The sequence below is a fragment of the Neobacillus drentensis genome (assembly GCF_021560175.1).
Lineage (GTDB): Bacteria > Bacillota > Bacilli > Bacillales > Cytobacillaceae > Neobacillus > Neobacillus drentensis_A.
The window spans coordinates 4,095,670-4,108,221 of sequence record NZ_CP091110.1 but is presented as its reverse complement, the minus strand read 5'-3'; the positions used below and the strand labels follow the sequence as shown (position 1 = coordinate 4,108,221).

General features: G+C 37.3%; 11 protein-coding genes. 8 read left to right on the top strand and 3 right to left on the bottom strand.

The features are described 5' to 3' along the window. Positions 1-54 precede the first annotated feature (54 nt). Entirely contained in the window at positions 55-234 is a 180-nt protein-coding gene (locus L1999_RS19225) for an H-type small acid-soluble spore protein (RefSeq protein WP_098529276.1), read from the bottom strand. A gap of 76 nt (positions 235-310) precedes the next feature. After that, entirely contained in the window at positions 311-499 is a 189-nt protein-coding gene (locus tag L1999_RS19220; protein ID WP_235740022.1) for a hypothetical protein, read from the bottom strand. 515 nt (positions 500-1,014) lie between these two features. On the opposite strand from L1999_RS19220, the gene L1999_RS19215 reads away from it, so the two are divergent. Together L1999_RS19215 and L1999_RS19210 are read left to right on the top strand one after the other, a co-directional pair. Further along, positions 1,015-2,970: a lipoteichoic acid synthase gene (locus L1999_RS19215; RefSeq protein WP_235740021.1), complete on the top strand. Its 1,956-nt coding sequence runs from the start codon at positions 1,015-1,017 to the stop codon at positions 2,968-2,970. 130 nt (positions 2,971-3,100) lie between these two features. Then, positions 3,101-3,619: an HD domain-containing protein gene (locus tag L1999_RS19210; protein WP_235740020.1), complete on the top strand. Its 519-nt coding sequence runs from the start codon at positions 3,101-3,103 to the stop codon at positions 3,617-3,619. 37 nt (positions 3,620-3,656) lie between these two features. Here L1999_RS19210 and L1999_RS19205 read toward each other — a convergent pair whose 3' ends face one another. Further along, complete coding sequence (locus tag L1999_RS19205) at positions 3,657-4,139, bottom strand: hypothetical protein (RefSeq protein ID WP_235740019.1); 483 nt, start codon at positions 4,137-4,139, stop codon at positions 3,657-3,659. 197 nt (positions 4,140-4,336) lie between these two features. Here L1999_RS19205 and L1999_RS19200 point away from each other — a divergent pair, with 197 nt between their 5' ends. The 6 genes from L1999_RS19200 (at position 4,337) to L1999_RS19180 (ending at position 12,534) form a co-directional block, all read left to right on the top strand. Continuing rightward, positions 4,337-7,756, top strand: a complete 3,420-nt coding sequence (locus L1999_RS19200; RefSeq protein WP_235740018.1) for a hypothetical protein — start codon at positions 4,337-4,339, stop codon at positions 7,754-7,756. Between the two features lie 208 nt (positions 7,757-7,964). Further along, the gene (locus L1999_RS19195; RefSeq protein WP_235740017.1) at positions 7,965-9,125 is read left to right on the top strand and encodes a cation:proton antiporter; all 1,161 of its coding nucleotides are present in this window, start codon (positions 7,965-7,967) and stop codon (positions 9,123-9,125) included. A gap of 94 nt (positions 9,126-9,219) precedes the next feature. Then, positions 9,220-9,348, top strand: coding sequence for a hypothetical protein (locus L1999_RS29665; protein ID WP_275677086.1), 129 nt, complete (start codon positions 9,220-9,222; stop codon positions 9,346-9,348). Between the two features lie 260 nt (positions 9,349-9,608). Beyond that, positions 9,609-10,607, top strand: coding sequence for an ABC transporter substrate-binding protein (locus L1999_RS19190; protein WP_235740016.1), 999 nt, complete (start codon positions 9,609-9,611; stop codon positions 10,605-10,607). Positions 10,608-10,733: 126 nt separating this feature from the next. Next, positions 10,734-11,765: an ABC transporter permease gene (locus L1999_RS19185; RefSeq protein WP_235740015.1), complete on the top strand. Its 1,032-nt coding sequence runs from the start codon at positions 10,734-10,736 to the stop codon at positions 11,763-11,765. Then, positions 11,740-12,534, top strand: a complete 795-nt coding sequence (locus L1999_RS19180; protein ID WP_235740014.1) for an ABC transporter ATP-binding protein — start codon at positions 11,740-11,742, stop codon at positions 12,532-12,534. The genes L1999_RS19185 and L1999_RS19180 overlap by 26 nt, the downstream gene beginning before the upstream one ends. Positions 12,535-12,552: the final 18 nt, after the last annotated feature.

The window sequence follows — 12,552 nt, the reverse complement described above, 5'->3', positions numbered from 1 at the left end:
CTCTTTTTTTATTCATAAAAAAACCATCTTTTCAGCGAAAAGATGGTAATAGGTTTAATCTTCCATTAACTCATGAATCTCTACAATTGATCGCTCTTCAAGCGGTCCTCGTAAATGAACAGTGGCTGTTCTTCCGTCTTCATTTAACTGATCAATCCAAACGGAAGTACCGTTATATTTAACTTCAATATCAGCAGAAGAGGACAAAATTTGCTTTACTCGATTAACATTCATTTTTTTCACTCCTAGTCCATATAGAGTAATGTAAAGGGTTTACTATTGTATTGTAACCGTTTTGTTCTATTATATATTAATGAGTAGAATAAATATCAATTTGGTTACCATTTATGGTTCCATCTTCGTGTAATTCCTCGAGGCTGCTAAGATAGGTTTCAAGTTCTAGTTGCATCTCCCTCGGAGCCCCAGGTTTTAAATGCCAATTTCCCGGTTCTTCAACAAAGTACGGACTTTTTGTAAACTCCGGCCTCTTTCTGGGCATAAGCTCACTTCCTTGTTCATTCATTTGTTTTCCAGATCAAATCATGGAAGTGTACTTTATAACTTCCATCGTGCTTATGCTTACCAATAATTATATATTTATTCGATAACCTATCAGTAAAAGATAAGTCTATATTCTTATTGCCTATCGGTTAAGTTCAGGTTTATGATAGGTGACATATCATTAACAGCAATGAAAAATGAAGTATTTCTGGCACAAGGAAAAACATTTTCATGAGATTGAAACAAAACCATCACGCTGAACGTCATATATATTTGAGAAATGAATAGTCATGTCCTCCATAAAACTGTCATAGTATAAAGGAGAATTTATCCAAATGGACAGGTATGGGTCTTGTCTTATTGTGTTGAAAAAAAGATAAAAATGACAAGTGGGAATGGTTTGATCCATACATAAAATGGCATATTTTATGTTTTAAATTTTTTTGAAAGTGTGTTATAGTAATTGAGGTTCGTTTACCGGAGCTTATTGGTAAGTGAGAGGAGAATTATGTTATGAATAAAATTAAATTACCTAAAACATTAAAAAACAGCCATATTTCATTCTTTGTAATAGCCGTTTTATTATTCTGGATCAAAACATATGCGGCCTATCAAATTGAATTTAACTTAGGAATTGATAATAATTTGCAGAAGTTTTTATTGTTGATAAATCCATTAAGTTCAGCGCTATTCTTTCTTGGTTTAGCTCTGCTCTTTAAGAAACATACAAAACTCGTAATGGTTATCATTAATTTCGTTTTATCATTCTTGTTATACGCTAATATAGCGTATTATCGTTTTTTTAATGACTTTATTACGGTACCTGTCTTAATGCAGACTAAAACAAATGCCGGGCAATTGGGTGATAGTGCGTTATCATTAATGTCGCCTTTAGATATTTTTTATTTTCTTGATACGATCATCTTAATTGTTTTGGCAGTAACTGTTTTCAAAAAGGTGACGGTCACGAATAAAAAGTCTTACAAAATTGTACTTTTGTTTGCCATCACAACGTTTCTTTTTAACTTGGGATTAGCAGAAAAGGATCGTCCGCAATTATTAACGCGTTCATTTGACCGCAACTATTTAGTCAAATATTTGGGTGCTTACAACTTTACGATTTATGATGTGATTCAAAATATTAAGTCCTCTAGTCAGCGGGCACTGGCTGACAGCAGTGATATTACCGATGTAGAGAACTATCGGAAAGCTAACTATGCCGCCCCAAACCCTGTTTACTTTGGTAAGGCAAAAGGTATGAACGTGCTTTATATCTCGATGGAGTCATTCCAAAACTTTATGATTGATTATAAGATGCCAAACGGTCAAGAGGTTACACCATTTCTTAATTCATTGGCACACGATGGAAGTACTTTCTATTTTGATAATTTTTACCATCAAACAGGTCAAGGGAAAACATCAGATGCTGAATTTCTAATGGAGAATTCCTTATATCCTATGGCACAAGGGGCTGTTTTTGTAAATAAGGCACAAAACACCTATCAAGCTATGCCTTCGATTCTGAAAGGACAGGGCTATAGTTCCGCTGTATTCCACGGCAACTATAAGACATTCTGGAACAGAAATGTTATTTATAAAGCTTTTGGTTATGATCAGTTCTTTGATGCAGAATACTACAATATGACGGATGAAAATACTAAAAACTATGGCATGAAAGACAAACCATTTTTTAAAGAATCCATTCCAATGCTTGAAAGTTTAAAGCAGCCGTTCTATACAAAGTTTATTTCATTGTCTAACCATTTCCCGTTCGAAATGGATCCGGAAGATACTGATTTTCCTGCTGGTGATTACGGGGATTCGGTCGTTAACCAGTATTTCCAATCTGCCCATTATATGGACCAGGCTTTTGAGCAGTTCTTTAATGATTTAAAAGCAGATGGTTTGTATGATAAGACCATCATTGTTATGTACGGTGACCATTACGGTATATCTGAAAACCATAATGAAGCAATGGCAAAGGTATTGGGAGTCAATGAAATTACACCGGCAATAAATGCGAAGCTGCAGCAAGTACCTTTATTTATCCACGTTCCTGGTGTGAAAGGTGGAATTCAGCATCAAATTGGCGGCGAAGTGGATGTCCGTCCAACTATACTTCATTTATTAGGTATTGATACGAAGGATTATATGGAATTTGGTTCTGACCTGCTATCGAAAGATCATCGCAATTGGGCGTTATTCAGAAATGGTGACTTTGTTTCCCAAGATGGTATCCAGCTAAACGATAAATGTTATTCTTATCAAACAACATTACTTTTAGATGATAATACACCATGTAAGAGCGTGGATGAAAAGGTAAAAACGGAATTACAAATGTCTGATGAAATTGTTTATAAAGACTTATTAAGATTCTATAAGCCTGAGGGATATACACCAATTAATCCTAATGACTATGAGTATTTAGGACCAAAGGGAAAAACAACAAAAACAACTGAAGCAAATTAACATATGTGAGAGGGACTAAACTAGGTCCTTCTCTTTTTTATGTAATTGAACGTTATAAAGAATTAGCCATTTGGGACAGGTTAGCATATAATAAATGAAATAGATTTAGGAACAGGTAGGAGTGGATCGCATGAGAGATGTAACTTTATTGGATATATTTGAACACCGCATTGCCCAAAAGTATTTAAACCGCTCGGGACTTGCCCATGCGATAGCGGTAGCATACCATGCTTTTCATTTGAGTAAAGAACAGCAGCTTGATGTTGACATCGCTGCTAAAGCAGGGCTTCTCCATGATATGGGACACTATACTTGGTATAAAAACGGAAAATGGGATTATGACCTATATAAACAAAATGATATTCATCCAATAAAAGGGGCGGAACGGGCACATAAGCTATTGATTCGCCTAGGGGAAAACCCAATTAAAGCCAAAACGATTGCACTCGCAATTCTTTTTCATACCGACTCATTTTTACCTTCAAATGACATTATAAGAACACCTCTGCAGCAAGTGGTAAAATGGGCTGATGAGAAAGATGAAGAAGAAGGCGGTATGCATCATTATCGTACGATTGAATATGATCGTGCAAAAGAAAGTATTAAGCGTTTAGATCAATGGATTGATGCAGAATATAACAAACAATAAAAAGGCTGTGCTAACATATAGCACAGCCTTTTTGGTTCTATTTCTGTTCAGGTTTAAAGCCTTCTTCCCGCATGAAATCTATCGCTTCTTCGTATGTATCAAAGCTTTCATCGAGGTTTAAGCCAAAATAGATATTCCAAACTTCACTTTCATATAGCAAAACTAAAACATTGCCCTCTTCATTAACCCAGCGCTCTTCTTTTAAATCTCCAATAATGGCTTCTTCATTGATTGATTTTTCTTGTGGTGACAATCCATCAATAGATTCAGTTAAGATACTCCGAAGCTGCATAGCTGAAAAATCTCGGATATTGACCATTCCTTTATCATCCGTATCATAGTGATCGAGGTGGCCGGCATAAACAAAGCCATTTCCATTTGGATGTAAGTGATAGACAATATTCTTTTTATCGGAAATACTGTTTGGAAGTTGAAAATTAATACGTTTTAGAGAGACATCTTTTCGTTCTAATTGCGGGTATGATTCAATAATTGTTAGTTTTTCATCAAATGTCAGCATAAAATACTCCTTCTTTTAAAACAAATATTCTCTTATCATACAGATATTTTCCCCAAACGTAAACTCGATTATAGTTGAAAAAGAAAAAGGATTGAAATTTAGTTAAAATCGTGTAAAATTACACTAAAGGGGTAATCTTATAAAATATCCCATAATTTACATAAACCACCTGAATTGAAGGAATGAGGGGAGTTTAAATGGAACTCAATAGAAGAGAAGAGCGAAGAAGAATCTTTAGGAATGAATTATATAAGTTGAGAGAAGAAGGGTATCTTACAAATGCAATCGTGGATACAGTGGCAAAGGCACATCATCAATACCAACTCGATTTACTAAATGAAGAAAATGAACTAACCCTTAAACCCAAGATGGATTCACTCCAATCCAGCCTCTTACCCGCTTCCTCTCCCAAACCGGCCAAACTTAAAAAGGCACGTTCGCAAGAAGAGGTACGGGAAAGAAACATAACCTGGTCGTTAAATATAGGGGTTATTTTTCTACTAATCGGTGGTTTATTTGTAGCAACAAGTAATTGGGAATCTATGACAAATTTTATGAAAAGCGGCTCAATTGCCATTGTTTCATCGTTATTTTATGTAATGGCTTTCATTTCCGAAAAGGTGCTGCATATTGATAAAACGGCTTTTGCTTTCACCGTGTTAGGGAGTTTATTCTTACCGATTTTTATTCTCTCTTTAGGCTGGTTTGGGCTCTTAGGTTCGTATTTATCGATTGCTGGTGGGGGACGATATGTACTTGGCATGCTTGGAAGCATTCTTTCTCTTATCGTCTATATACTCTTTGCTAAAAATTTGGATTCCCGATTATTTGTCTGGTTCACCTTTGTTTCCCTTTCTCTGGGAGCTGCCTTTTTATTAGCTGCCCTCCATTTAAAAGTGGATCTATTCTATTTAGGAATGATTCTATTTAATGCAATACTTGTCGTTGTTTTCCATCGGGTGAAAGCCATCAGCTTTCTTCAATTATTTAGTAAAGAATTTATACCATTTATCCAAGTGAATTTAATTCTTTCTACCCTCTTTATGCTATTTCTGTTTGATAATGAGGTAGTGCATAGCTTTAACCTCCTATTAACTGCTGTCATTTATTTATCAATGATCTACGTAACGGGCAAGAAGGAGTATCATTTTATCTTTACGGTCATGTTGGTTTATGGGGTCTATCAGCTCGTTGAGAATAGTGTCCTTGAATATGCAGGCGGCATTGTTTACGCATTAGTGGCATTTGGGATTGTCTTTGTCCCGAGAACTTTAGAAAAGAGATTTTCATTAGACAAAGCCTTCCAATACACAAGTGCCATCATCTCTGGTTTAGCTTTTATTTATGTTAGTCTTGAAGGGTTCCTGCTCCGTTCTGGACAGCCATCTTTTGTATTGATGATTGCCTACTTTATTATGGCAGTGAATTTCATTTACCTTACCAATAATCGCTCTCGATTCCTTTTCCCTTATTTAAGTTCACTCTTTTTGTCATCAGGTATTTATGAAGGAATATCATTAATGACGATTCCAATTGAGCAAATCAATTTGGCTCTAAGAGTATTTTTAACAGGGTTTATTCTGCTTTGTGTCTTTGGGATCCTGCAGTTAATAAAGTATGTGCAGATGATCCGACATGCAGCTGTAGAGGTTGGATTATCCATCATGGCCATTTCCATGATGATGGCGGTCGCTCTTCTTTATTGGTGGGAATTGGGAGTGATGCTTATACTGTTAGCAGTGGCAGCCTTTTTACTTCATCAATATCAAGAAAGAAATTTAATAAAGGAAGTGGCATCCTGGGTTCTGCCTAGTGCACTTGGACTTTCCTTTGCAGCTTTTGGTGAGGAGTTTAATGTTAACTCGCTTACGTATCATTCTGAATATGGAGTTACAATTAGTTTCGCTGCTGGAGCAATTATGGTGTTATTTACAAGCACGGTCTGGGCGAAGCTTTCTAAACAAGTTTTTGCAAGGAATTCACTGTATGTATCCCAATTTCTTTATACAATCGCAATATTCCAAGCTTTTATTAGTCCAATCAATTACACTTGGGTTCAGCCTCTGGTTATGGCCGCAGGAATAGGGATGTATTCCTATTTTTATAATAGGATTGGAGCCAAGTGGATCGCTTATTTTATCAGTATAACGACCATCTTATGTTATTTTTCAGTTATCCATGCGATTACAGAGAATTATGCTGTTTATCACCTTGTAAAGGGATTAGCCCCGACTGTAGGTGCTATCCTACTCCTTGTCATAGCCGGTTTATATCGACGATCGAATTCGGACTTCGAGGCTGCTTTTGCGTGGGTCGGGCACCTAATCTTGCCACTTGCACTTGTATTTTCTTGGTTTGTGTATCATACCGATGCCATCTTTTGTTTTATACTATCATTGGCAGGTTATGCAGTTAGCACAAAATTAGCTGTTAAGGAATGGAAAATAAAGATTTTTCTATATGGAAGTTTTACTCTATTATTTTTTGTGATTTCTACAGGAATGGAAAGTTTGCCTCTTTCTATCGATGAGAGATTTGCCTTCCCGATCACCAGCGGACTAATGCTCGGAATGGTCCAATTTGCTGATCAGGAATATAGAAGGAGAACAACCTTTTATTTAGTTCCATTTTCCGTAATGGGGATTGGTTCGATGCTAATGGTCTATCCATTTGGAATCATCCCATATCTTATAACTTGGCTATATGTTTTGGTGTTACTGATTTATTTGCATAAAGTAAAATGGGATATTATCACACTGGTGCCACTAGGTTTTGCTTTCTTGGCCACAATCGAGTACATGTACGCAGGTGATTTTCCTGCTTCTGAAAAAATGCTTGTCTTTGCCATTATTGGAACGATCTTCACATTCCTAGGTCAGTCCCTTTACAAGAAGGTATTTGAACCAGGAACAAAAATTTTGGAAGTGAAAATAGACGGATATACAGTCATTGCCTTTTTGTTCTATGCGTTTATGTATTTCTTAGAAAATCAGTACCTTTGGAGTCATGCATTGCCGGGAATGTTGATTGCCCTTTCTTTTTGGCTGCAACGAAAAAGAGTCCCTAGTGAATTGACTGATTTTATCATAATCGCAGCTGGCGCTTATTTGTTACAACCCTATTATGCGATCATTAGCGCAATATACATTCCGTCACTGTGGCTGCGCGAGGTACAGGTTCTTCCTTTTATCCTGATGGTTATTTTCATCCGTCGTTGTTTAAAGGGGAAATATGCGAAGGTGGTCAAGGCAATTCAATGGCTGGTTTTAGTGATCGTGTCACTGATTTTAATCCAAGATGCAATGGCAAGCAGTACCATCTATGATGCGATTATTTTAGGATCACTTTCCTTGTTATCAATGGTGGCCGGTATGTTTATCCAAATAAAATCGTATTTTTTCGTTGGGGCAGGCGTGCTCCTGTTAAATGTTTTCCTGCAAACAAGACCCTATTGGGGGAACATGCCTTGGTGGGCATATTTGCTGGTTTCCGGGCTAATCCTTATAACGATAGCCAGCTTTAATGAATGGCATAAGCAAAAAGTTCAAAAGGGAGAATCCACTTTTATAACCTTCCTGAAAGTTACCATCTTTGATAGGATACGAAAGTGGAATTAATACCAAGTTATTCCAATAGGTTGATATTAAAGATAAAGTTTGTTATAATGTACTTAATAAAATAGTATGTTTTTGGAGGAGCCTGTCACCAAGGGATTATTATGTCCTTTGGTTGACGGGCTTTTTTGATGTTATTTTTACGGAAAAAAGAGTCTGTTGTTTAAAACACAGATTCTTTTTTATTTATTTTGAAAGGAAAGGTGAAAAGATGGACTTCATTCTCGAGTTAGTTATTATATTATTTGCTTCTAAGGTGGCTGGGGCTATTACTGTTAAATTAGGCCAGCCTTCAGTTCTAGGTGAGCTTCTTGTTGGAATCCTTTTAGGTCCGGCTGTATTTGGCCTTGTTTCTGAAACGAAGATTTTGGAAGAGTTCAGCCAGATTGGTGTTATTTTGTTAATGTTTATGGCAGGCCTGGAGACTGATGCAGATGAATTTAAACACTCTTGGAAGGCCTCAGCCTCAGTAGGGATAAGTGGAATAATCGTTCCGTTCTTTATAGGTTTTTTAGCTGGAGTCATCATGAATATGTCGACGCTTGAAGCGTCATTTTTAGGATTATTGCTCTCAGCGACAAGTGTGAGTATATCCGTTCAGGCTCTTAAAGAATTAAACAAAATGCAGTCAAAAGAGGGGACAGCTATTTTAGGTGCAGCTGTTATCGATGACGTCGTAGTCATTGTAGCGCTGGCCTTTTTAATGAGCATGGCAGGTGGTGAGGTGAATTTCAGTATGATCTTATTGAAAAAGGCTCTCTTTTTCGGTGGAGCGATATTGGGAGCCTGGAAGCTAGTACCTTGGGTTTTAACTAGAATTTCTCGTTTAAAGGTAACAGAATCAGTTATTTCCGGTGCACTGATCATCTGCTTTTTGTTTGCCTATATGGCAGAGTTAACAGGTGTTGCAGCGATAATTGGCGCCTATATTGCTGGCTTGGCCACAAGTTTAACCAAATTAAAAGATGAGGTATTTAAAAAAGTAGAAACCATTAGCTATTCACTTTTTGTACCCGTATTTTTTATTTCAATCGGAGTAAAGGTTAGTTTTGACGGAATTTCCCCACATCTTATGACAATCATTGGGCTTAGTATTCTAGCAATCTTAACAAAGTTGATTGGAGCTGCTGCAGGTGCAAAATTGGCGAAATTCTCTTGGAACAGCTCGTTTGGAATTGGCGCGGCTATGGTATCAAGGGGGGAGGTGGCCTTAATTATAGCAGCAATCGGTCTTGAGAGTGATTTACTAAGCCAACAGCTTTTTGCTATTTTAGTTATGGTTGTACTTGTTACAACAATCGTTACTCCACCAATGATGAAATACTTTTTTAAAAAAAGTAAGAGTCAAAAAGATATAAAAGTAACAGCTTAATTAGAAAAAATTATAAAACAACCCCCATGTTCTCTCTAGTAACCTCGAATAGTTTAGTAGAAAATAACTGACAAAAGTTCTATGGAGGTTAGTGATGGGAATCAAATTAATCGATATCGACCAACTACTAGAAGCTACTTCAGATCTAACATCTGAGAAAAACAATAATAAAGTGAAAAAAGTGGAGATTGATCAACTTCTTGAAAATACACGTAATTGGTAAGCCAAACTGGCAATAACATTAAAAATAGTATACCTCTGAAAATGCCCTCTACTAGTTAGAGGGCATTTTTCTATTAAAAAACCTTAAGTAACAGCCGTTTTTACCAGAATAGCTCTAAGCCTGCGGTTTCGATCCTTTAAAGCGAAAAATTATTTTTGGCTTTTCTATTGCTTTTATCTAAAAAAGATACTAGAATAATAATAATTTTTAATATATAAAAAATTATTTGAAAATTGTAATGAAATTGGGGGAGCATGTTTATGAAAAGAAAGGTAAAGGCAGTTTCGATCGCATTAGCAGGTATGCTGCTGTTAGCTGGATGCGGCAGCAAGGAATCTTCAGGAAGTTCGGAAAAAACCGGTTCAGGGAAAGAATTTAATGTAGGTATTACTCAGTTTGCGCCGCATCCATCATTAGATGCAGCAACGAAAGGATTTAAGCAGGCGTTAAAGGATAAGGGGTTAAAGGTTAAGTTTGATGAGCAAAATGCGCAGGCAGATATGAATAATACACAAACCATTGCGAATAATTTTGTCGGAGATAAAGTGGACTTGATTTTTGCCAATGCTACACCAAGTGCAACCGCTGCTTTAAATGCTACTAAGGATATTCCAATTGTTTTTACATCGGTAACGGACCCAGTCGGAGCGGGATTTGTTAAATCGTTTGATAAACCAGGTAAAAACATTACAGGTACTACTGATAATCATCCTGATGCCACAAAGAAAACCATTAACTTTATTACAGAGGAAGTTAAAGCCAAGAATGTTGGTGTGATTTTTAATTCAGGTGAACAAAATTCAGAGGTTCAAGTAAAAGAAGTGAAAAAATTGGTAGAAGAAAAAGGAGCAAAACTGGTCGAAGCTTCCGTATCAAATACATCAGAAGTAAAACAAGCAGCTGAGTCCCTTGTTGGACGTGTCGATGCAATTTACATTCCTACTGACAATACCGTTGTTACCGCTCTCGATTCAGTTATTGCGTTAGCTAACAGTAAGAAAATTCCTCTTTTCGTTGGAGAACTTGACTCCATGAAAAAAGGGGCAGTTGCCGCAAGTGGATTCAGTTATTATGACTTAGGTTATCAATCCGGGTTAATGGCAGCGGACATTCTAACTGGTAAGAAAAAGCCTTCCGAAATCCCAGTGGAGCTTCCAAAGAGCTTAAAACTAATCATTAATAAGAAAGCAGCTGAGGCCCAAGGCTTAACAGTGAAAGAGGAATGGAGTAAGCTCGGCGAATTCTACGATGGAAAATAATTTATAGCAGGACATTATCAAGGAGGAAACCTTGTCTGACAGGTTACCTCCTTGATTCATACATAAGTATAAATTCAATGGATACTTAAATGTTGGGCTTTAAGACTAAAAGAAAGGATGATCTCAATGTTTACAGCCGTATTTGGTTCGTTTGAGGCAGGCATAATCTATGCGATTATGGCACTGGGCGTCTATCTTTCCTTTCGTATTCTGGATTTTCCAGATTTAACGGTGGATGGAAGTTTTGTAACAGGGGCCGCTATGTCAGCTGTACTAATTGCAAATGGAGTTAACCCTTTTGTTGCTACAATTGCAGCATTATTTGCTGGATTTGCTGCTGGGTGTATGACAGGGCTTCTTCATACATTTGGAAAAATTAATAACTTACTTTCAGGTATTTTAATGATGATCGCCTTATATTCTATTAATTTACGGATTATGGGACGTTCAAACATACCTCTATTAAATGCTGATACAGCCTTTACAAAAATCGGGGGCGTATTTGAAAAATGGGGAATTGATGCATTTTTTAATCGTTTTCTAACAATGGTGGGACTCGGTGACAGCCTCCCTGAAACATGGGGAATTTTGATTTTAATGATCATTGTGACATTAGTCATCAAGTTCCTTACGGATCTATTCTTACAAACAGAAATTGGGCTTGCATTAAGGGCTACAGGTGACAATAAGCGAATGATTCGCAGCTTTTCTGCTAATACAAATATTCTAGTGGTTCTAGGGCTTGGCCTTTCAAATGCCTTGGTAGCTTTCTCAGGGGCACTTATTGCTCAACAAGGCGGATTTGCAGATGTCGGTATGGGAATTGGCATGATTGTCATTGGTTTAGCATCGGTTATTATCGGTGAGGCACTTTTTGGAACCAAAACAATGGCCCGAACGACTCTTGCTGTGATCGGGGGCTCTATCATTTATCGAATCGTTGTTACTCTAGCACTGAGAGCAGAATTTATGAGCCCTGGTGATATGAAGTTAATTACAGCGATAATTGTCATTATTGCTTTGACAGCACCAAAAATAATTGATGCTTCGAAAGAAAGAAAACGCAAAGCTCGAAGGAAAGCGGAGAGAATGAACCTAATCAAGACTTCTTCACAAGCAAAGGGGGACAATCATGCTGCACTTAAATCAGATTCATAAAATTTTTAATGAAGGAACCCCGGATGAGAAAGTAGCAATTGATCATGTCAACCTCTTTCTGAACCCAGGGGATTTTGTAACGGTTATTGGGAGCAATGGTGCTGGGAAATCAACGTTAATGAATATTATTTCAGGCGTTTTAATCCCCGATGTTGGTGAAGTCCAAATTGGTGAAAAAAATGTTACGAACATGTCAGAATATAACCGTTCAAAAATGATTGGACGCGTGTTTCAGGATCCGATGGCGGGGACTGCTCCAAGTATGACAATTGAAGAGAATCTTGCAATGGCCTATTCACGAAATAAAGTGAGGACACTTCGAAAAGGTGTTACAAAAAAGAGACGGGATTATTTCCGGGAGGTGCTTGAATCCCTCCATCTTGGTCTTGAGAACCGTCTTAGTGCAAAGGTAGGGTTACTTTCTGGGGGGGAACGGCAAGCACTCTCCCTGTTAATGGCGACGTTTACTGAGCCTTCGATTCTTCTGCTCGATGAACATACAGCCGCACTTGACCCTTCTCGTGCTGAGCTTATTACAAATTTAACAAAGGAAATAGTTGCTAAGTATAAGCTGACTACCTTAATGGTTACCCATAACATGCAGCAGGCCATTGACCTAGGAAATCGCTTGATCATGATGGATAAGGGTCAAATAATCTTAGAGGTGAATGAAGAGGAAAAGCAAAAGCTGACAATTGAAGGATTGTTAAGTGAATTTAAACGAATTCGCGGGACACAAATGGCGAGCGATCGAGCCATCCTAGCTTAACGTAAAAAACTTTTTCAT

Coding starts and splice junctions, on each gene's coding strand:
- L1999_RS29665 (WP_275677086.1), top strand. CDS start 9,220: ATGGGAATCAAATTAATCGATATCGACCAACTACTAGAAGCTACTTCA.
- L1999_RS19215 (WP_235740021.1), top strand. CDS start 1,015: ATGAATAAAATTAAATTACCTAAAACATTAAAAAACAGCCATATTTCA.
- L1999_RS19210 (WP_235740020.1), top strand. CDS start 3,101: ATGAGAGATGTAACTTTATTGGATATATTTGAACACCGCATTGCCCAA.
- L1999_RS19195 (WP_235740017.1), top strand. CDS start 7,965: ATGGACTTCATTCTCGAGTTAGTTATTATATTATTTGCTTCTAAGGTG.
- L1999_RS19225 (WP_098529276.1), bottom strand. CDS start 234: ATGAATGTTAATCGAGTAAAGCAAATTTTGTCCTCTTCTGCTGATATT.
- L1999_RS19185 (WP_235740015.1), top strand. CDS start 10,734: ATGTTTACAGCCGTATTTGGTTCGTTTGAGGCAGGCATAATCTATGCG.
- L1999_RS19190 (WP_235740016.1), top strand. CDS start 9,609: ATGAAAAGAAAGGTAAAGGCAGTTTCGATCGCATTAGCAGGTATGCTG.
- L1999_RS19205 (WP_235740019.1), bottom strand. CDS start 4,139: ATGCTGACATTTGATGAAAAACTAACAATTATTGAATCATACCCGCAA.
- L1999_RS19180 (WP_235740014.1), top strand. CDS start 11,740: ATGCTGCACTTAAATCAGATTCATAAAATTTTTAATGAAGGAACCCCG.
- L1999_RS19200 (WP_235740018.1), top strand. CDS start 4,337: ATGGAACTCAATAGAAGAGAAGAGCGAAGAAGAATCTTTAGGAATGAA.
- L1999_RS19220 (WP_235740022.1), bottom strand. CDS start 499: ATGCCCAGAAAGAGGCCGGAGTTTACAAAAAGTCCGTACTTTGTTGAA.